Origin of the sequence: Rhizobium sp. BK661 (genome assembly GCF_024808825.1) — a bacterium.
Taxonomy (GTDB): domain Bacteria; phylum Pseudomonadota; class Alphaproteobacteria; order Rhizobiales; family Rhizobiaceae; genus Rhizobium.
The window spans coordinates 93,118-111,598 of record NZ_JANTYT010000013.1 but is presented as its reverse complement, the minus strand read 5'-3'; the positions used below and the strand labels follow the sequence as shown (position 1 = coordinate 111,598).

At 58.4% G+C, this 18,481-nt stretch carries 19 protein-coding genes and 1 tRNA gene; 2 read left to right on the top strand and 18 right to left on the bottom strand.

The genetic code is table 11. The annotated features are described in order from the left end of the window. Positions 1 to 4: 4 nt before the first annotated feature. From yjfF to pcsA, 10 genes are all read right to left on the bottom strand, one after another. The gene (yjfF, locus tag FHX16_RS22670; RefSeq protein ID WP_183864562.1) at positions 5 to 973 is read right to left on the bottom strand and encodes a galactofuranose ABC transporter, permease protein YjfF; all 969 of its coding nucleotides are present in this window, start codon (positions 971 to 973) and stop codon (positions 5 to 7) included. Then, complete coding sequence (locus tag FHX16_RS22665; RefSeq protein WP_259130491.1) at positions 970 to 1,989, bottom strand: ABC transporter permease; 1,020 nt, start codon at positions 1,987 to 1,989, stop codon at positions 970 to 972. The genes yjfF and FHX16_RS22665 overlap by 4 nt, the downstream gene beginning before the upstream one ends. Beyond that, the gene (gene ytfR, locus FHX16_RS22660) at positions 1,986 to 3,509 is read right to left on the bottom strand and encodes a galactofuranose ABC transporter, ATP-binding protein YtfR (RefSeq protein WP_183864564.1); all 1,524 of its coding nucleotides are present in this window, start codon (positions 3,507 to 3,509) and stop codon (positions 1,986 to 1,988) included. The genes FHX16_RS22665 and ytfR overlap by 4 nt, the downstream gene beginning before the upstream one ends. Positions 3,510 to 3,630: 121 nt before the next feature. After that, positions 3,631 to 4,593, bottom strand: a complete 963-nt coding sequence (gene ytfQ / locus FHX16_RS22655) for a galactofuranose ABC transporter, galactofuranose-binding protein YtfQ (RefSeq protein ID WP_016553979.1) — start codon at positions 4,591 to 4,593, stop codon at positions 3,631 to 3,633. A 146-nt stretch (positions 4,594 to 4,739) separates the two neighbouring features. Next, positions 4,740 to 5,813, bottom strand: coding sequence for a BMP family ABC transporter substrate-binding protein (locus FHX16_RS22650; protein ID WP_016553980.1), 1,074 nt, complete (start codon positions 5,811 to 5,813; stop codon positions 4,740 to 4,742). Positions 5,814 to 5,863: 50 nt separating this feature from the next. Further along, the gene (locus FHX16_RS22645) at positions 5,864 to 6,784 is read right to left on the bottom strand and encodes an ABC transporter permease (protein WP_016553981.1); all 921 of its coding nucleotides are present in this window, start codon (positions 6,782 to 6,784) and stop codon (positions 5,864 to 5,866) included. Next, positions 6,781 to 7,866 carry an ABC transporter permease gene (locus FHX16_RS22640; RefSeq protein ID WP_183757257.1) on the bottom strand — a complete coding sequence of 362 codons (1,086 nt, stop codon included), beginning with the start codon at positions 7,864 to 7,866 and terminating at the stop codon, positions 6,781 to 6,783. The genes FHX16_RS22645 and FHX16_RS22640 overlap by 4 nt, the downstream gene beginning before the upstream one ends. Further along, positions 7,856 to 9,430 carry an ABC transporter ATP-binding protein gene (locus tag FHX16_RS22635; RefSeq protein WP_259130488.1) on the bottom strand — a complete coding sequence of 525 codons (1,575 nt, stop codon included), beginning with the start codon at positions 9,428 to 9,430 and terminating at the stop codon, positions 7,856 to 7,858. Before FHX16_RS22635 ends, FHX16_RS22640 begins: the two co-directional genes overlap by 11 nt. A gap of 42 nt (positions 9,431 to 9,472) precedes the next feature. Then, a complete protein-coding gene (locus FHX16_RS22630) occupies positions 9,473 to 10,453 on the bottom strand; it encodes a quinone oxidoreductase (protein ID WP_183864566.1) in 981 nt (326 codons plus the stop codon). A 9-nt stretch (positions 10,454 to 10,462) separates the two neighbouring features. Continuing rightward, positions 10,463 to 11,191 (bottom strand): phosphatidylcholine synthase, encoded by a 729-nt coding sequence (gene pcsA, locus FHX16_RS22625; RefSeq protein WP_016553985.1) that lies wholly within the window; start codon positions 11,189 to 11,191, stop codon positions 10,463 to 10,465. Positions 11,192 to 11,437: 246 nt separating this feature from the next. Between pcsA and FHX16_RS22620 the strand changes: the two genes are divergently transcribed. Beyond that, the gene (locus tag FHX16_RS22620; protein ID WP_183864567.1) at positions 11,438 to 12,250 is read left to right on the top strand and encodes a ferredoxin--NADP reductase; all 813 of its coding nucleotides are present in this window, start codon (positions 11,438 to 11,440) and stop codon (positions 12,248 to 12,250) included. A gap of 46 nt (positions 12,251 to 12,296) precedes the next feature. Here the strand turns inward: FHX16_RS22620 and FHX16_RS22615 are convergent, their stop codons facing one another. The 6 genes from FHX16_RS22615 to FHX16_RS22590 all read right to left on the bottom strand — a co-directional run bounded on the left by FHX16_RS22615 (position 12,297) and on the right by FHX16_RS22590 (position 17,079). Then, positions 12,297 to 12,914 (bottom strand): GntR family transcriptional regulator, encoded by a 618-nt coding sequence (locus tag FHX16_RS22615; RefSeq protein ID WP_183757254.1) that lies wholly within the window; start codon positions 12,912 to 12,914, stop codon positions 12,297 to 12,299. A gap of 204 nt (positions 12,915 to 13,118) precedes the next feature. Then, positions 13,119 to 14,327 (bottom strand): ABC transporter permease, encoded by a 1,209-nt coding sequence (locus FHX16_RS22610; protein WP_183864568.1) that lies wholly within the window; start codon positions 14,325 to 14,327, stop codon positions 13,119 to 13,121. Beyond that, complete coding sequence (locus tag FHX16_RS22605; protein ID WP_183864569.1) at positions 14,317 to 15,033, bottom strand: ABC transporter ATP-binding protein; 717 nt, start codon at positions 15,031 to 15,033, stop codon at positions 14,317 to 14,319. Before FHX16_RS22605 ends, FHX16_RS22610 begins: the two co-directional genes overlap by 11 nt. Positions 15,034 to 15,045: 12 nt before the next feature. Then, positions 15,046 to 16,344: an efflux RND transporter periplasmic adaptor subunit gene (locus tag FHX16_RS22600; protein ID WP_183864570.1), complete on the bottom strand. Its 1,299-nt coding sequence runs from the start codon at positions 16,342 to 16,344 to the stop codon at positions 15,046 to 15,048. A 133-nt stretch (positions 16,345 to 16,477) separates the two neighbouring features. Continuing rightward, positions 16,478 to 16,888: a GFA family protein gene (locus FHX16_RS22595; protein ID WP_183864571.1), complete on the bottom strand. Its 411-nt coding sequence runs from the start codon at positions 16,886 to 16,888 to the stop codon at positions 16,478 to 16,480. Beyond that, on the bottom strand, positions 16,888 to 17,079 hold the full coding sequence (locus FHX16_RS22590) for a hypothetical protein (RefSeq protein WP_016553992.1): 192 nt from the start codon (positions 17,077 to 17,079) through the stop codon (positions 16,888 to 16,890). Before FHX16_RS22590 ends, FHX16_RS22595 begins: the two co-directional genes overlap by 1 nt. A gap of 436 nt (positions 17,080 to 17,515) precedes the next feature. Between FHX16_RS22590 and FHX16_RS22585 the strand changes: the two genes are divergently transcribed. After that, positions 17,516 to 17,591, top strand: a tRNA-Lys gene (locus FHX16_RS22585). 61 nt (positions 17,592 to 17,652) lie between these two features. On the opposite strand, the gene FHX16_RS22580 is transcribed toward FHX16_RS22585, so the two are convergent. After that, positions 17,653 to 17,844 (bottom strand): hypothetical protein, encoded by a 192-nt coding sequence (locus FHX16_RS22580; RefSeq protein WP_246712765.1) that lies wholly within the window; start codon positions 17,842 to 17,844, stop codon positions 17,653 to 17,655. Positions 17,845 to 18,009: 165 nt separating this feature from the next. After that, on the bottom strand, positions 18,010 to 18,216 hold the full coding sequence (locus FHX16_RS22575; protein WP_016553993.1) for a hypothetical protein: 207 nt from the start codon (positions 18,214 to 18,216) through the stop codon (positions 18,010 to 18,012). Positions 18,217 to 18,481 lie beyond the last annotated feature (265 nt).

The following is an 18,481-nucleotide window of genomic DNA, read 5'->3' as shown; positions in this document are numbered from 1 at the left end:
CCGCTCAGGCATACCTCTTATTCATACTGGAAAGGAAGAGAATAACCTTCTGCATTAGAATGAATGCAAAAAGCAACAGGCCGATCAAGATCTTCGTCCACCAACTCGAGAGCATCCCGTCGAAGGTGATGTAGGTCTGAATGAGGCCCTGGATCAGGATGCCGATGAAGGTACCTGCCACGAATCCCGCCCCCCCGGTCAACAGCGTCCCCCCAATGACCACTGCTGCGATCGCATCGAGCTCGACGCCGACTGCTGCCAGAGAATAACCGGCCGACGTATAGAGCGAAAAAACGATTCCCGATAGACCGGCAAGAAAGCCGGATAATGCATAGATCTGGATTGTCGTGCGGCCCAGCGGAACGCCCATCAATTGCGCCGTCTGAGCGCCGCCGCCTAGGGCGTACACATTGGTCCCGAACCGCGTACGGTGGGCGAGGAATATGCCGGAGACAAAAACCAGAAGCATGATGCCGCCGATTAGCGTCAGTCGACCGCCGCCCGGCAGCTTGTAATAGATGCTGGTCAAGGTGCCGTAATAATCGTGATTGATCGGAATGCTGTCGATCGAAAGTACAAAAGCCATGCCACGCGCAAGGAACATGCCCGCGAGCGTCACGATGAAAGCCGGCATTTCCAGGTAGTGGATGATAGCGCCCATTGCCGCGCCGAAGATCGTCGTGATGATCAGCACCAGCGCAAACGCAAGGAGCGGATGGATTGGCGTGTTCTGCAGAACGACAGCCAAGAACACGCCAGTGAAAGCAATGACAGAGCCGATCGACAGGTCGATGCCGCCCGAGATGATGACAAACGTCATGCCGACCGCCGCGATGCCGAGAAAGGCATTATCGGTCAATAGGTTGCCGACGACGCGGGTGGACAAGATGTTCGGATACTGCAGTGTGCAGACAGCATAGGACAGGACGAAAATTACGACGGTCGCAAGCAACGGCAGATATTTCGAGTTCATTGAATCTGGCCTTCCCTGACGCCGCTCGATCGCCGGCTTAAGATGATCGCGGCCGATTGGACCGCCGGCGACTGAATGACGAGGATCACGATCACGATCACCGCCTTGATGATCAGGTTGAACTCCGGCGGGAACCCTGAGAGCAAAATACCGGTGTTTACAGCCTGAATGATCATCGCCCCGATCAACGACCCCACAATACTGAAGCGCCCACCAAGCAGCGAGTTGCCACCAACGACAACGGCCAGGATCGTGTCGAGCTCCAGCCAAAGACCGGCATTGTTGGCATCCGCGCCCTTGATGTCAGCGGCGACGATGATCCCGGCGATCGACGCGCAAAGGCTGCTCAACATATAGACGGCCATTAGCAGTACAGGCGTCCGCACGCCGGACAGCGTGCTTGCACGTCGATTGATGCCGGTGGCTTCGATCAGCATGCCAAGCGCCGTGCGCCTTACCAGCAGGATCACCAGGGCGCTCATGATCAGCCATATGATGACAGGCATCGGAAGGAAGGCGAACGAACCGCTGCCAAGAGCGATCAGCCCTTCATCGTTGAAGGTCATGATGACCCCCTCGGTGATGAGTTGCGCGATCCCCCGCCCAGCCACCATCAGCACGAGTGTCGCGATGATTGGTTGAATATTGAGCACGGCAACCAGAAATCCGTTCCAGACGCCGCAAAGCAGCCCAACCCCGACCGTCACCAGCAGTGTCATTGCAAGCGATTGACCGGCTACGATGGATGACGCAGCAACCGCGCCGCAAATCGCGATCACCGCGCCGACCGAAAGGTCGATCCCCTTGGTCGCGATTACAAGCGTCATGCCGATTGCCAGCAACGCAACCGGTGCTCCACGGTTCAGCACATCTATCAAGCTACCGTATAGGCGGCCATTCTGAACTACCACATTAAAGAACTGCGGAAACATTATGAAATTTAGAAGAAGAATGAGCGCGAGCGCAATAAGCTGCGGCGCCAAGCGGATCAGCAATGCATTGAGCGACGACTTCATGCGTACTCCGTCTTCTTTTGGGCCGCGGCGATGGCGTCGACGATGCGCGCGGTGCTGATATCGTCGCCCGCCAGCTCTGCGACATGCTCGCGATCGCGAAGTACCAAAATACGTGAGCTATAGGCGATAAGCTCTTCTAGTTCCGAGGAAATAACGATCAGAGACATGCCTTTTGCGCAAAGGTCCTCAATCAGGCGGATGATCTCGGCGTGGGCGCCGACGTCGATGCCGCGGGTTGGCTCGTCGAGGATCAGAAAGTCAGGATTGGTGGCCAGCCAGCGGGCAAGGATTGCCTTCTGTTGGTTGCCGCCGGACAGGAGACGGATCGGCTTCTCCCTGTCCGTCGTGCGGATGTCGAGCGCCTTGATATAGCGATCGGCCAGTGCATTTTGATCGGCGCGCGAAATCGGTCGCGCCCAGCCCCTGCGGGCCTGTAGCGCCAAGGCGATATTCTCGCGAATGGAAAGGTCACCGATAATCCCATCCGTCTTACGATCTTCCGGACAGAAGCCGAAGCCATGGCGGATCGCCGCCCGTGGATTCGAGAGCGTCACTTCCTTGCCGTCGACTCTTGCCGTTCCGTTGTCTGCCTGCTCGATCCCGAAGAGTAGCTCGGCAGTCTCTGTACGGCCTGAACCGAGCAGCCCCGCAACGCCCACCACCTCGCCAACACGAACCTCGAGGTCGAACGGTTTGATTTTGCCGCGTTTGCCGTAGCCTTGGAACCTGTATTTGACCGGGCCAGCCGCGACGGTATGTGCGCGCGCAGTTGCCTCGGCATTTGCCAATTCGTGACCGAGCATCATGGAGATGAGGCTCTGGCGAGACAGTTCGGACGTTTCGCGCGTGCCAACTAGCCTGCCATTGCGAAGCACCGTGATACGATCACTGACTTCGTAGACCTGCTCCAGAAAATGGGTAATAAAGACAATGCCAAGGCCGCGCTCTTTCAAGTTTCTCATGATACGAAAGAGCATCGCGACTTCTTGAGTATCGAGGCTTGCCGTGGGCTCGTCGAGGATGAGAACTTTGCCGGACAAATCAACAGCCCGGGCGATTGCGACGACCTGCTGGACAGCGACCGAAAACCGATCGAGCTGCGCGGTGACGTCAACTTCTATACCGTATTGGTCAAGCAGCGCCCGTGCCTGCTGGTTCATTGCCCTTACGTCGATCATGCCAAGCCGTTTTGGTTGGCGGCCGAGATAGAGGTTTTCGGCGACACTCAGGTTGGGCAGAAGGTTGACCTCTTGGTACACCGTGCCAATGCCAAGCCTTTGCGCGGCCAACGTATCGGACGGATTAATTTCCGTGCCGTCGAGAGCAAGGCGCCCTTGGTCGCGGTGATAGGCTCCAGTGATGCATTTGATCAGCGTTGATTTTCCAGCGCCGTTTTCGCCCAAAAGCGCATGCACTTCGCCCTTGCGCAGCGAGAAATCGACGTTGTCGAGCGCAACGGCGCCGGGGAAGAACTTCGATATCCCGGTGGCGGTCAGAACGTTCTCGAAATCGTGAATCATGAAGGCAGCTTTTCCTGATATGGACCGACATGCCTCGCTATCAACGGACATGACGTCCTGATCGGCATCTGGCAGGTCCGCACCGGCCCATGATGGGCCGGTGCGGTTCTGGCCTCAAGGATTAGTAGCCAAGGTTCTTCTTGGACTCATAGACCTTCATCGGATCGTCGGATGGCGTATAAAGCTTCGATTCCGTCTGAATCCATTTTGCCGGTGCCTTCTTGTCCTTCAGGTAGGCATCGAGCACGTCGAATGCGGGACCTGCCATGTTCGGCGTCAGTTCCACAGTGGCATTTGCTTCGCCGGCTGCCATAGCCTTGAAGATATCTGGCACGGCGTCGATGGAGACGACGAGAATATCCTTGCCCGGCTTCAGGCCTGCTTCCTTGATCGCCTGGATGCCGCCAACGGCCATGTCGTCGTTGTGGGCGTAGAGAGCGCATATATCCTTGCCGCCGTTCTCAGCCTTCAGGAAGCTTTCCATGACTTCCTTGCCCTTGGTGCGGGTGAAGTCGCCGGTCTGGCTGCGCACGATCTTGAAGTTGGCCTTGCCAGCGATCGCCTCCTCGAAGCCCTTCTTGCGGGCGATGGCCGGTGAGGAACCCGTCGTACCCTGAAGCTCGACGATGTTGCAGGGCTTGTCGCCAACGGTCTTTGCCAGCCAGTCGCCGGCAACCTTGCCTTCGTGAACCTGGTCCGAGGTAACGGCGGTCAGGTACAGGTCCTCCGGCGCCTTGATCGTACGATCAAGCAGGATGACCGGGATTTCCGACTCCTTTGCTTCCTTCAGGACGGCGTCCCAACCGGTTTCGACAACCGGAGCGAGGAAGATGGCGTTGACGCCCTGAGCGATGAACGAGCGGATCGCCTTGATCTGGTTTTCCTGCTTCTGTTGCGCGTCAGCAAACTTCAGGTCCACGCCGCGCTTCTTGGCTTCTTCCTTGGTGACCGTCGTCTCGGCGGCACGCCAACCGGATTCAGAGCCGATCTGCGAAAAGCCCACGACCAGCTCTGCGGCTGATGCCGAGCCGAACATGCAGGCAGCCAGAATCGTGGCACTCAAGAGTGCAGTCTTCAATTTCATGATTTCCTCCCAAAGCCGCCTCCACGCGGCACAGCTGGAAAAAATCATATAGTATTACTTTTGTAAATGCACTTTTTGGTTTGCAGCGCAGAAAAAAGGCGCTCGAAGTGAGCGCCCTTTCGCAAGTGCTAATTGTTAGCCGAAAATCACTTCGGCAACTTGTCGTCCACGCCTTCGACGTAGAAGTTCATGCCCAGCAGAGTGCCGTCATCAGCTTTCTCGCCAGCCTTCAGCCAGGGCGTGCCGTCCTGCTTGTTGATCGGACCGGTGAAGGGATGCAGTTCGCCGGACTTGATCTTGGCTTCGGTTTCCTGGGCCATCTTCTTCACGTCATCGGGCATGTTGGTGTAGTCGGCCATCTTGAGGATGCCGTCCTTCAGGCCGTCCCAGCTTTGCTCGGACTTCCAGGTGCCATCGAGAAGAGCGTGAACGCGCTTGGAGTAGTAGTTACCCCAGGTGTCGACAATTGCCGTCAACTGAGCCTTCGGCCCTGCTGCGATCATATCGGAGGCCTGGCCGAATGCATGGATGCCGCGTTCCTCGGCAACCTGCATCGGAGCGGTCGTGTCCGTGTGCTGCGTCAGGACGTCAACACCCTGGTCGACCATAGCCTTTGCAGCATCGGCTTCCTTGCCCGGATCGAACCAGGTGTTCACCCAGATGACCTTCAGCTTGAAGTCGGGATCGATGGAGCGAGCGCCCTGCTCGAAGGCGTTGATACCCATGACGACTTCCGGGATCGGGAAAGAAGCGATGTAGGCAGCGCCATGGTTCTTCGAGGTCTTCGCCGCGATCTGGCCGAGGATGTAGCGGCCTTCATAGAAGCGGGAGTTGTAGGTCGCAAGATTCGGACCGGACTTGTAGCCCGTGCCGTGTTCGAACTTCACGTTCGGGAATTTCGCAGCAACCTTCACGGTAGCATCCATGAAGCCGAAGGACGTCGTGAAGATCAGCTTGCAGCCCGAACGCGCCAAACGCTCGATAGCACGCTCGGCATCGGGGCCTTCCGGCACGTTTTCGAGGTATGGCGTATCGATCTTGTCGCCGAACTCCTTCTGGATCTGCTGGCGGCCAAGATCGTGCGCCTGCGAGTAGCCGCCGTCAGTGTGCGATCCGACGTAGACGAAGCAGACCTTCGTTTTGTCGGCAGCCTGCGCGGTAGAGCCGACGCTCAGGACCGCGGCAGCCGATGCGGCAAATGCAAGTGCTAGTTTTTTCATGATAACCCCTGTTGGTTTGGAATTTCCGGAAGCGCTTTTCATTCTTTTGTTTAGCGCTCCGGGACGAATGCTTTTCCCAGCGACGCGGGCGTGTTGATCAACGTCGTGCGCCGATTATGAGAAATGATGACAAGAACCACAATAGTCGCAGCATAGGGGAGCATCGACAGAAACTGGGCCGGAATTCCAACGCCGAAAGCCTGTGCGTGAAGCTGCAGGATCGTGACTGCACCGAACAGATAGCCGCCGGCAAAAACCCGCCACGGCCGCCAAGACGCGAAGACGACAAGCGCGAGCGTGATCCAGCCGCGGCCGGAAGACATGTTCTCCACCCATTGCGGCGTATAGACGAGGGAAAGCTGTGCTCCCGCAAGGCCCGCGCAGGCACCGCCGAACATGACGGCGAGATAGCGTGTCCGGATGACGCCGATGCCGAGGGCGTGCGCCGAGCCGTGGCTGTCACCGATCGCGCGCAGTTTCAAGCCGGCGCGGCTGCGGAACAAGAACCAGCTCACGCCGAACAGCAGAGCGAGCGACAGGTAAAAAGTCAGGTCCTGACGGAAGAGCACGGAGCCGATCAGCGGGATGTCGGAAAGATAAGGGACGACGATCGGCGCGAGGCGAACGCCGGGCACGCTGACATAGCCCTCCCCAAGCATGCCCGAAACCCCAAGCCCGAGGATCGTCAACGCCAGGCCGGTCGCTACCTGGTTGGCGACCAGCGTGAGGGTGAGAAAGCCGAAAAGCAGCGAAAACAGAGCACCGGCGACAATCCCGCCCAACAGTCCGATATAGGGAGAACCTGACATTTGCGCTGTTGCGAAGGCCGCAACAGCGCCCATGATCATCATGCCTTCGACACCGAGGTTCAAAACACCGGATCGTTCGGTAACGAGTTCGCCCAAGGCGGCAATGACCAGAGGCGTAGACGCAGTGATGACTGTCAGCAAAATTGCTTCGAAGATGCTCATGCTACACCTCCCCGGACCCGCGACCAGAGAATACGGATCTTGTAGTAGATGAGGGTGTCACACGAGAGAACGAAGAACAGTATCAGGCCCTGGAAGACGCGGGTCACCTTGTCGGATACGCCGAGCGACAGCTGTGCAGCCTCACCGCCGAGATAGGTCAAAGCCAGCACGAGGCCTGATGCGATGATACCGAGCGGGTTCAGGCGTCCGAGAAACGCGACGATGATCGCCGTGAAGCCGTAGCCGGGAGAAATAGCAGGCTGCAGATGCCCGATCGATCCCGATACTTCCGAGATGCCGGCGAGCCCGGCAAGCGCGCCCGAAAACAGGAAGCTGAACCAGATCATCTTCTTCGACGAAAAGCCGGCGAACCGCCCTGCCCGCTCAGACTGGCCGAGCACGACGATCTCGAAGCCCCTCAGCGTATACTTTAGCATGAACCAGACAAGAAACGCCGCGACAATCGCGAACACGAAGGCCCAATGCGCCCGGCCGGACTCCTCCCATATCGCCGGCAGCGTCGCTTCCGGCGGAAACGGCACGCTTTCCGGAAAGTTGAAGCCCTGCGGATTGCGCCACGCACCGCGGATCAGCCAGTCGAGGAAAAGCTGCGCGATATAGACGAGCATCAGGCTCGTCAGGATTTCGTTGGTATTGAAATGTGCCTTCAGCAGTGCAGGAATGGCCGCGAACAAAGCGCCGCCGATGGCGCCCATGATAAGCATTAGGGGCAGTACGAGAGGCGAATGCAACTCCGTGAACAGGATAGGCAGAATGGAGCCAGTGATCGCGCCGATCGTAAACTGCCCTTCGGCGCCGATATTCCAGTTGTTGGAGCGATAGCAGACGGCCAGTCCGACGCCGATCATGATCAGCGGTGCCGCCTTCACGGCAAGTTCATGCAGTGACCACACCTCAAGCAAGGGCTCGAGGAAAAAGGCGTCGAGCGCTTCGACCGGGTCCTTGCCAAGAATGGCAAACATGATCGCGCCAGCGATCAATGTCAGCAGCAACGCCAACACCGGTGACACAAGGCCGTAAAGCTTCGACGCTTGCGGTCGCTTTTCCAGCTCAATGCGCATCTTGCGCCTCCGAGGCGGTCTTACTCTCGTGCAGGCCGCCCATCAAAAGGCCAATCTTTTCCCGAGACAGTTCTCCCGCCGGGAAGGGTTGCGAAAGTCGCCCTTCAGAAATCACGGCAATCTCCGTTGCGACTTCGAATATTTCGTCAAGGTCCTGGCTGATGACGACGACGGCGGAGCCGTTCCGCGCCAGATCCACGAGCGCCTGGCGAATGCGGCTGGCCGCCCCTGCATCGACGCCCCAAGTCGGCTGGTTGACGACGAGAACGGCGGGTTGGCGATCCAATTCGCGTCCAACGATGAACTTCTGTAGATTGCCGCCGGAGAGCGAACCCGCTACCGGATCCTCACCGCTTTTGCGGACGTCCATCGCCTCGGCGATCCGCCGGGTCGCTGTCTTTACGGCGCTCCGGCGGATGACCTTGAGAAAGCCGCCACCGAGGAAGGCCCGACGGTCGGATTGACTGCGCGCCAGCACCAGATTGTCGGAGAGTTTCATTGCCGAGACGGCAGCATGGCCATGGCGCTCTTCGGGCACAAAACCGGCGCCGAGCAAACGACGCGCAGTGATACCCTGGGTGCCCACGGCCTTCTTTCGGATCGCTATCGCCTCCGCCGAACCGACGGGATACTCGCCGGAGAGCGCATCGAAGAGTTCTCCCTGGCCGTTGCCCGCAACGCCCGCGATCGCCAAGATCTCGCCGGAGCGAACCGTCAAGGACACATCCTTAAGGGGCATGGCGAAGGGCGTGCGCGCGGCAACCGAAAGACTGGCGACTGCAAGCTGTACCTCTCCTTTGATGCCGCGATCCGGATGCGTGACCGTCGCAACGTCGCTGCCGACCATCATCCGGGCGAGAGAAGCCGGCGTCTCCTGACGCGGATCGCAGGCGCCTGTGACCCTGCCGCTGCGCAGCACCGTCGCGCGGTCGCAGATGCGCTGCACTTCTTCAAGCCGATGGCTGATGTAGAGCACCGATTTGCCCTGCGCCTTCAGCTTGAAGAGTGTTTCGAAAAGCTTGTCGGCCTCCTGCGGCGTCAGCACGGACGTCGGCTCATCAAGGATAATCAGCTTGGGATTCTGCAGCAGCGCGCGCACGATTTCGATGCGCTGGCGTTCACCGACGGAGAGGTCGGCCACGTGGGCGTGCGGGTCGAGCGGCAGCCCGTAGGCCTGCGAAAGCGCCCTAGCCTCTTCGGCAATCCTGCCGATCGGAATGCTGTCGTCGAGCGAAAGCGCGATATTCTCAGCGACGGTCAGCGCCTCGAAGAGCGAAAAGTGCTGAAATACCATGCCGATGCCGAGCCTGCGGGCATCGCCGGGAGAGCCGATCGAAACCGGCCGGCCCTCCCACAGGATGCGGCCTTCGCTTGGTTCCAGCACCCCGAACAGCATCTTGACCAGCGTCGATTTGCCGGCGCCGTTTTCGCCAAGGAGAGCATGGATTTCGCCGGGCGCGATATCTAGATCGATATGGTTGCAGGCGGCAAAGCTGCCGAAGAATTTCGTCAGTTGCTGGACCGACAGTAACGCACCGGAGTCCGGCACATCAGATAATGACACGTTCCCCTCATTTCCCTCTGCCGACCCTGCCCGTTCGGGTCATTATGGGATCAGTAGCGTAGTTCCGGTAGTTCTTCTGGATTCCAGATCCATGTGGGCCCGCCCGACCTCACGCAATGGATAGGTTTGGTTGATATTGATACGCACTTTATTGCTCAAAACAACATCAAATAACGCGTTTGCACAATTGGTTAGCTCTTCGCGCGTCGCGATGTAAGTGAAAAGGGTCGGCCTCGTTGCAAAGAGCGATCCTTTCTGGGCGAGCATGGCGAGTGTGAAGTTCTCGATCGGCCCAGAAGACTGGCCAAAAGAGACAAACATGCCGAGGCGTCTCAGACAGTCGAGCGACTGGGGAAATGTGTCGCGGCCGATCGAGTCATAGACTACGTGAACCCCCGCGCCACCGGTGATCTCGCGTACACGCTCGGCAAAATTCTCGGTATTGTAATTGATGACGTGATCGTATCCGTGTTCGAGAGCCAACTGCACCTTGCTGTTCGACCCGGCGGTGCCGATCACCGTTGCGCCGAGCGCCTTTGCCCATTGTCCGGCTATTAGGCCAACACCGCCGGCCGCCGCATGAAACAGGATCGTGGTACCGGGGGCGACGCTGTAGGTTCGGTTGAGAAGGTACTCGGCGGTCATTCCCTTCAGCATCATCGAAGCGGCCGTCTCGAGCGGAATTCCATCTGGAACCTTGACGAGATGCTTCGTTTCGATGTTTCGCTCGACGCTGTAGGCGCCGTCAGAGCCGGCATAGGCGACGCGATCGCCGGCCTTGAACTCCTCCACACCAGGGCCCACGGCTGTAACGGTGCCAGCCGCTTCCTTGCCGGTCACGAACGGCATATGCGGCGCTTTGTAAAGCCCGGTCCGGAAGTAGACATCGATGAAGTTCAAGCCAATGGCCGCGTGCTTGATCTGGACTTCCCCTGCGCCGGGAGGCGGCAGGTCGATACCGATATATTCGAGAACTTCAGGTCCGCCGGTCTTGCTGAAAGAAACCGCCTGCGTTCTTGCCATTGCCTTCTCCTAATCGCGCCTTCCAAGCGCCGGGAAGAACTGCAACACAGCGCCAATGCAGTAGAGGTAGATACCGCTGAGAATAAAGAGGACAAGCGCCCATTGTGGGATCACGAAATGCATCAGCAGCGCATACATCCCGAGCCCCGACCACAAGAAGAAGACGCCGAGGTTGAGCGGCCTGAGCCGCTGGACGCGGACGGGGTGGAGGAAATTGATCGGCAGGAAGGTGAGGATGACGGAGACGAGGACGACCGTTAGCGCCGTGATCGCACTGGCATCGATGACGAACAATGTGAAGACGATCATGTTCCAGACCACCGGAAAGCCCGAGAAGAAGTACTCGTCGGTCTTCATGCCAGTATCGGCGTAGTAGATTGCGCTGGATACCACGATCATGCCTGCAGCCACGAAGGACCACGGCTCGCCGATCATGCCGCTCTGGTAGAGCGCAAACGCAGGCAGCAGGACGTAGGTCACATAGTCGATGATATTGTCGAGCGTATCGCCTGACCAGTTTGGCAGGACTTCCTTGACACTGACCTTGCGCGCGATCGGTCCATCGATGCCATCAACAAGGAGTGCCAGCCCCAGCCACCAGAACATGTCGATAAAACGGTGCTCGGCAGCGGCGACGACGCCGAGAAAGGCAAGAAAGGACCCGGACGCCGTCAGAATATGGACGGAGAATGCGCGCATTTCCGCGTAAGGTACGCGCTTGTAATTGAAAATCTTCATGTTTCCCCGAGCAGCCTATGGCGTCCGCGCCCGGCAGACGCGGTTTTTGCCTAATATGCATCCTTTGTCCCGCTTCGCCAGCGCAAAAGCAATGAAGCCTCGTAAGGCCCTGGAATCACGACAGCGACACGCATATTTCGTGCAAGTCGCTCGAGAAAGAATGGAATACCTTTAATCGAGACACTATTTGTAATATCTCGCTGGCATCGAAAACATTGTGCGACCAATACGGGATCCGATACCGAAATGAACGCCCCTGCAAAGACCGAAGACTTCGCCTCACCGATTCCGGCTGGAGTCTATGCCGAAACCGTGCTCAGCGTGACCCATTACACGGATCGCCTGTTCCGGTTTACGATGACGCGTCCGCAGGGCTTCCGCTTCCGGTCGGGAGAATTCGCAATGATCGGATTGATGGTCGACGGCAAGCCGATCTTCCGTGCCTATTCGATCGCAAGCCCCGCCTGGGCAGAAGAGCTTGAATTCTTCTCGATCAAGGTCCCGGACGGCCCTCTGACCTCACACCTCCAGGCGATCAAGCCGGGCGACCAGGTTCTGATGCGCAAGAAGCCGACAGGCACGCTGGTGCTTGACGCGCTGACGCCCGGCCGTCGCCTCTATATGTTTTCGACCGGGACTGGCATTGCGCCTTTCGCCAGCCTGATCCGTGATCCGGAAACCTACGAGAAGTACGAGGAAGTCATCCTGACCCACACGACCCGGGACGTGGCGGAGCTGAAATATGGCTTCGACCTGGTCGACGAGATCAAGAATGACGAACTCCTTCAGGAAGTCGTCGGGGACAAGCTGCGCCATTATGCGACCGTCACCCGTGAAGACTTCGAGTACCGCGGCCGTATCACCGACCTGATTTTCTCAGGCAAGCTCTTTACCGACCTCGGCGTCCCGCCGCTCGATCCGGTAATCGATCGCGGCATGATCTGCGGCTCCTCCGCGATGCTGAAGGATACGAAGGAATTGCTGGAAGGCGCCGGCCTCAACGAGGGCGCAAACAGCAAGCCGGCGGAGTTTGTGATCGAACGCGCATTCGTCGGGTAAATTTGCAGTGACGGACTTATTTACGGCCCCTGCAACGGGGCCGTTTTCAATTGTGGTTGCTGAGATATTCGATCAGTGCGCTCATCGCGTGGCCGGCGTCCTTCGACCTGCCCTGCTCGATGGCTCGCATGACTGCAACATGCAGCGCGATAGATTGATCCATCCGGGTGGGACTCGTGGACGCGGACCAGAGCCGACGCGAATGGGTTTGAACCGGTCCAAGCGCCGACGTGATAAAAGCGTTGGGGCAAGCCTCTTCCAGAATTTCGTCAAACGCCTTGTCCGCGGCGAAAAATGCTGCCACATCGCCGGTTGTGGCGCACATTTGCATTGCCTGCGCGCATTCGATCAGTTCTCGACGCTGCTCTGATGTGGCGGATTCGGCAGTCAGCGCCGCTGCGATCGGCTCAAGCTCGCGGCGAACCTGCATGACATTGTCATGGTCGGTCGGCTTGATCTCCGCCACCTGCAGCCCGACACGCGGCTTCACCACGATCAACCCTTGCCAAGCAAGCTTCTGAATCGCCTCGCGCACCGGCGTACGCCCGTGGCCGGCCAAGTCGATCAGGTGTTTCTCAGTGACCAACGCGCCCGGCCGCAAAGCCAAGGTTACGATCGCATGCTCCAGGCTAAGGTAGGCAAGGTGGCTGAGTGAATTCTGCATTCGCGTATCCATAGCTTCTAAAAATGCGCGTCGCGAGGGCGACCTAAAACCGATGATATATCAGCGTGCTGTCGAGCGGCAAGTTGGCGCCGCACCTGGATGGCGGTGCGGAAGTAGTGCGACGCTTCCTCAACCCTGCCCTACGGTTGCTCGTGGAATAGATGTCGGAAACTCTCTCCGCCAGCATCAGCGCCGCCTGGCTGGCTATTCGTGTCGCAGAGCCTCGATTGGATTGAGTTGTGCCGCTCGCCGTGCCGGGAAGTATCCGAACACCATTCCGATTGCGGCGGAGAACGCGAAAGCAACCCCAATCATCGTGGGGCTGACAACGAAGGGCACCTTCAGGGCTGTTACGGCCCCGTAGCCGAGGCCAATCCCCAGCAGGATCCCGGCGACGCCGCCAAAGACCGACAATGCCACCGCTTCGACCAGGAACTGCAGCAGCACCTGCTTTTCCAGCGCACCAATCGCCAGGCGTATGCCGATTTCCCGAGTACGCTCGGTCACCGACACCAGCATGATGTTCATGATTCCGATCCCGCCAACGAGCAGGCTGATCGCGGCGACCGCACCGAGCAAGCTGGTCAGTAGCGTGGTGGTGCCGGTCATCGCGTCGGCAATCTGCGTCATGTCATTGACGCTGAAGTCGTCCTCGCGGCCCGGGATAATCTTTCGCCGCTCGCGAAGCAGGTTCTCGGTTTCATCCTGAATTTTCGATGTCGAGACACCGTCACGCGCGGAAATTACGATCATCTGGACATTGGCATTTGCCTTGCCGCCGACCCGGCGCTGATAGACTTTGACAGGCATTATAACAACGTCGTCCTGGTCGTTGCCCATGCCGGATTGGCCGCGCTTGGCAAGGACGCCGATAACACTGCAGGACACCTTGCCGACGCGAATCTGCTGCCCGTTGGGATTGGCAGCGCCAAAGAGCTGTGAGCGTACGGTCTCACCGAGAATGCAGCGCGGGCGCCCACGCTCCTCTGCTGCGTCGAAGGTGCGGCCAATCGCCATGTCCCAATCCTGGGCGATGAAATAGTCGTTGGTCGTGCCCATGACCGTCGTCGAATGGCTCTGCCCGCCGTAAATGACTGTCGCGGTCGTCTGATTGAGCGGCGCCGCGGCACGAAGACCATTGACCTGGTCACGGATGGCGTCGACATCCTTCACGGTAAAGCGACGTGCCTCCGAACTTGCGCGGCCAGGGCCGAACTGACCCGGACGCGCAAACAGCATGTTGGTGCCCAGCCGCGAAAGCTCGGCCGAGACCTGAGCGGTGGTGCCGTTGCCGATCGTCACCAACGCGATGACTGCCGCCACGCCGATGACGACGCCGAGCACGGTGAGAAACGAACGTAGCATATTGCGACTGATTGCGCGGAGCGCGAGTTTCAGCGTTTCAAAGAACATGATCCGCCCTCCCGCGATGCTCGGCCTCAGTCTCCAACTTGCCGTCGATGAAGCGCAGCAGCCGCTGGGCATAAGCGGCGATGTCGGGTTCGTGCGTGACCATGACGATCGTGATGCCTTGCTCCCGGTTCAACCGCGTCATCAAGTCCATGATCTCAACGCTGGTCTTGGTGTCGAGATTGCCGGTCGGCTCGTCCGCAAGAAGCAGCGAGGGTTCTGTTACAATCGCCCGGGCGATGGCCACACGTTGCTGCTGGCCGCCGGAAAGTTCCTGCGTTTTGTGATGCTCGCGCCCGGAGAGCCCCACAAGCCCGAGCGCCTCCTTGGCCTTGCGGTGGCGCTCACTCGCCTGCATGCCGCGATAGATGAGCGGCAGTTCGACATTCTCCAAAGCTGAAGTCCGCGGCAGCAGGTTGAACCCCTGGAACACGAAGCCGAGCATATGACGGCGCAACAACGTCAGTTGGCTACGGTCGAAGCCCTGTGTCGATACGCCCTGGAAAATGTAGTCGCCGGCGCTCGGGACATCGAGGCAGCCAAGGATGTTCATGGCCGTCGATTTGCCCGAGCCCGAGGGGCCCATGATGGCGACGAACTCGTGTTCGCGGATCGACAGATCCACCCGGTCAAGGGCGCGAATGGCCGCCTCTCCGTGACCGTAGATCTTCGAGACCTGCTTGAATTCGATGAGCGGCGGGCTCGTCATGCTGAGCCTCACCTATTTCGCTTGCGCGGTGGCGTCGGTGATCACGGCGTCGTTTTCTTTGATGTCCCCGGATACAATCTGGGTGAATTGTCCGTCGGAGGAACCCACTTGGATGACCGCTGCTGCCGGCTTGCCCGATTTCAGCACCCAAACGCGCCGCTTTGCTCCAGTCAGCGCTTCTCCGCCCTGGTTGCCGGTCCGCGGTCCCATGCGCGGCGGTCTGAGCAAGCTGAAGATACCTCGGCCACGGGGTGAGTCTGCCGCCGGGGGCGCATAGCGAAGCGCCGAGTTGGGAATCATAAGAGTATCCTTGACTGCCTCAACGGTGACGTCGGCCGTGGCTGTCATGCCCGGCCGCAGCAACAGATCGGCATTATCGACCGACAGAATCGCCTTGTAGGTCACGACATTGTTTGTCGTCTCGGACGCAAATCGGATCTGTTTGATCTCCGCGGGAAAAGTCCGGTTGGGATAAGCGTCGACCGTGAACATCGCCTTCTGGCCGACGGCAATCTGACCGACATCGGCCTCGTCGACATCGACCTGCAACTCCATCTTCCTCAGATCGCCGGCGATCACGAAAAGCACGGGCGCCGACAGCGATGCGGCGACTGTCGCGCCCGGGTCGACGGAGCGTGTCAGAACCACACCATTGATGGGCGAGATGATCTTCGCTTTGGCTAGGTTGACCTCGGCCAGGCGCAAATCCGCCTCCGCGGAGGCTACCGCGGCGACATTGATGTCCTTGGCAGCGACCGCAGAATCGAACTTGTAGCGTGCATCCTCGAGGCTTTGTTGTGTCGAAACATTGCTTTGAACGAGGTTGCGAAAGCGCTGGAATGAACTTTGGGCCGACTCCAGATCAGCCGTAGCCTTCACAACGTTAGCCCTAGCAGAATCGAGTTTTGCCCGCGAACTCTTCACATCGGCCTCAAGCTTGTTCGTATCGAGCGCGGCTAGAACCTCGCCGGCTTTGACCTCGCTGTTGTAGTCGACGTTTACGTCGCGAACCGTCCCGGAGAGCTCACTCGATATGTCTACCTGCTCGGTCGGCTGCACGGATCCTGTTGCTGTCACCAGCACGGTCAGGTCACCACGGTTAATGGGCTGAGTTGTGTAGTTGTATTGGTTGGCCTCCTGCCGCGAATAGAAATAGCCCACGCCGCCGACGGCCAGAATCAGCAGAAGCAATAGCGATAGTCGACCACGCCAACGGCCCTTCGACTGTTTGCGTGAGGCCGCAAGAACGGTCGCCAGCTCGGCGCTCGCCTTTTTCGGCTTGGTTTCATGCATATCCTTGACGTCGTTCATTCCGGCCTCGATCAACATGCTGCCAATGCAGCTGTCAGCAAGATAACTATGTCGAAGCTGAACGGCAGATTAGCATCGGCCCGGATTGGCACGAAACGGCGTTGGAATGAAATGAAATCTTGGTAATGAGAGTTCAGTTTTCCGTAGGGTCCTTGGCATCGAAGGCGTCCGCTTCGTATTGCCCAGCGGCCGGCAATGGATGCAGCCAGGTTTCTCGTCGCTTAATCCAAAGCTCCTGAACCGGCCGGAGGCCATTCGGAGCATCGTCCAGCGATCCAATCCGGATTTCTGCAAACCCATCAGTCAAGCAGAAGAGACGTCCACCACATCGCGGACAAAAGCTGCGACCGGCGTAAGTGGACACCTCACCCGATTGATTAAATGAGGATCTCGGCCAGATCGCAAAGGCTACGAAGACCGATCCACTCGACTTGCGGCAATCGGCGCAGTGACACAGTCCCACGCGGATGGGCTCGCCTCTGACCGTGTAGCGCACTGCACCGCAGAGGCAGCTTCCCTTCCGGGTACCGGCCGACGAAGCCATCAGTGAGCCGGCAATCGGCGTTTGGCGGCCATCAGTAGGTCGAGTTCTGTCGCAGAGGGGCCGAACTTTTCAAAGAGCCGCTTTGCTTCGGTTTCCTCCAGGCGATATTTCCTTGCGAACTCACCAAGACTATAGGGTCGGCCACGCAACACTTTTCGGGTTGTCGGTGCTGGTGTAGTCATGCTCGTCATGCACATTCTCCTTGGTTGCACAAGGGGCTAGCTAGAGCATCGCGTGATTTTGTGAAGGTGTTGATCAGTCCTCGGAAGGGTTTGATTCGATTAAATTTTTTTTGGGAACCTTCTGACCATTTGTGCATTTATAAGGCGAGATTGTGAGCCGCGCCAAGCGGACACGGCGATGCGAAAGAATGCCCGGATTTTTCCGCTTTCCCCGGGTGGCCAACGAAACGGCACTCGAGCTTTCGCCCGCCCGGTTCGTGATCTCGTTTCCCCCAACTTTTATAAAGCGCCCTCGGGCGCTTTTCTTTTTTTGGACCGGCTGTTTCAGGCTAGGGCGCAAGAAATGTGCCTAATGCACAGGGAACGATGATTTTTTGGTTGACCACAATGGGGCACCTGCATATGTTCCGCGCACTTCCAGCCGGGCGAACCGCCGGGCACCTGGGAGAGCGTAGCTCAGCCGGTAGAGCAACTGACTTTTAATCAGTAGGTCTCGGGTTCGAACCCCGACGCTCTCACCATGAAAATCAAAGACTTGGTATAGAAACGTGCCGCACTGGTGAGCCTTGCCGACTGGCGCAGTTAGTAGCTGCACGGACGATTGTCGCTCGGTCTAAATCCGCCTGCACAGGCTGGGTTCAGCGAGTAATCGCGTTGATAGGACGTGGGAGATCCGATTGACGAGGTGTAGTCAGGGTTGGTGGTACAAGCCGAAACGATCGTGGAAAGACTGATCAGCGTTCCGGTCGCTACGAATGCGAGAAATCGGCTCATCTGAACTTCTCCCTAGGTGAGTGCTCACCCCGCGCAATCTCGGCGCCATTCGCTGAGAAAAGGCGGCTTCAGGTCCGGTAATCTTCTCTGCGGGCAGAGACCAGTTTCCCGGTGGCCACCTGTCCGCAGATCATTTCGTGTCCTCTGCCCCCAGTATGACACGTATCAATGTGACGTCGTCTTCCGGCTTGCCAACAGCAGAATGTAGTCGTCTGCCGCATCCGCAATTGCCATCGCTACCTCCGCGGGCGCCCATCCCTTTTGCTGCGCGTCGCGGATGATCTGATGGAGGGCGGGTTCAACATCAGCGCGGCAATCGAGCAGACGTTGATCATGCGTAGTGTCATTGCGAACCGACTGAAGATTGATCATAGCGGAACCCCTCTCATACGAAGGAAGTTACCATGACATAGATTGCAGGTTGAGCAAGCAAATGCTTAAGGAAAGAAGCGATTTCGTTGAGAATGCGCTTTTTTGATTACACAAGCGGCGTCGGCAAAACGTTTCACGGCATAATCAGCCGTTAAATCCATCACCAGAGTGCGGCCAATTTCCACCGGCCCTACGCTACAACGGGTTCAAAACGTCGCTGCAGGGAACAAAACCAATAGATATTGGTATTATTTGTACCACGCTG

Bases quoted from the DNA above. Each gene is read 5' to 3' on its own strand.
- yjfF (WP_183864562.1), bottom strand. From the start codon at position 973: ATGAACTCGAAATATCTGCCGTTGCTTGCGACCGTCGTAATTTTCGTC.
- FHX16_RS22665 (WP_259130491.1), bottom strand. From the start codon at position 1,989: ATGAAGTCGTCGCTCAATGCATTGCTGATCCGCTTGGCGCCGCAGCTT.
- ytfR (WP_183864564.1), bottom strand. From the start codon at position 3,509: ATGATTCACGATTTCGAGAACGTTCTGACCGCCACCGGGATATCGAAG.
- ytfQ (WP_016553979.1), bottom strand. From the start codon at position 4,593: ATGAAATTGAAGACTGCACTCTTGAGTGCCACGATTCTGGCTGCCTGC.
- FHX16_RS22650 (WP_016553980.1), bottom strand. From the start codon at position 5,813: ATGAAAAAACTAGCACTTGCATTTGCCGCATCGGCTGCCGCGGTCCTG.
- FHX16_RS22645 (WP_016553981.1), bottom strand. From the start codon at position 6,784: ATGAGCATCTTCGAAGCAATTTTGCTGACAGTCATCACTGCGTCTACG.
- FHX16_RS22640 (WP_183757257.1), bottom strand. From the start codon at position 7,866: ATGCGCATTGAGCTGGAAAAGCGACCGCAAGCGTCGAAGCTTTACGGC.
- FHX16_RS22630 (WP_183864566.1), bottom strand. From the start codon at position 10,453: ATGGCAAGAACGCAGGCGGTTTCTTTCAGCAAGACCGGCGGACCTGAA.
- pcsA (WP_016553985.1), bottom strand. From the start codon at position 11,191: ATGAAGATTTTCAATTACAAGCGCGTACCTTACGCGGAAATGCGCGCA.
- FHX16_RS22620 (WP_183864567.1), top strand. From the start codon at position 11,438: ATGAACGCCCCTGCAAAGACCGAAGACTTCGCCTCACCGATTCCGGCT.
- FHX16_RS22615 (WP_183757254.1), bottom strand. From the start codon at position 12,914: ATGCAGAATTCACTCAGCCACCTTGCCTACCTTAGCCTGGAGCATGCG.
- FHX16_RS22610 (WP_183864568.1), bottom strand. From the start codon at position 14,327: ATGTTCTTTGAAACGCTGAAACTCGCGCTCCGCGCAATCAGTCGCAAT.
- FHX16_RS22605 (WP_183864569.1), bottom strand. From the start codon at position 15,033: ATGACGAGCCCGCCGCTCATCGAATTCAAGCAGGTCTCGAAGATCTAC.
- FHX16_RS22600 (WP_183864570.1), bottom strand. From the start codon at position 16,344: ATGAACGACGTCAAGGATATGCATGAAACCAAGCCGAAAAAGGCGAGC.
- FHX16_RS22595 (WP_183864571.1), bottom strand. From the start codon at position 16,888: ATGGCTTCGTCGGCCGGTACCCGGAAGGGAAGCTGCCTCTGCGGTGCA.
- FHX16_RS22590 (WP_016553992.1), bottom strand. From the start codon at position 17,079: ATGACGAGCATGACTACACCAGCACCGACAACCCGAAAAGTGTTGCGT.
- FHX16_RS22580 (WP_246712765.1), bottom strand. From the start codon at position 17,844: ATGAGCCGATTTCTCGCATTCGTAGCGACCGGAACGCTGATCAGTCTT.
- FHX16_RS22575 (WP_016553993.1), bottom strand. From the start codon at position 18,216: ATGATCAATCTTCAGTCGGTTCGCAATGACACTACGCATGATCAACGT.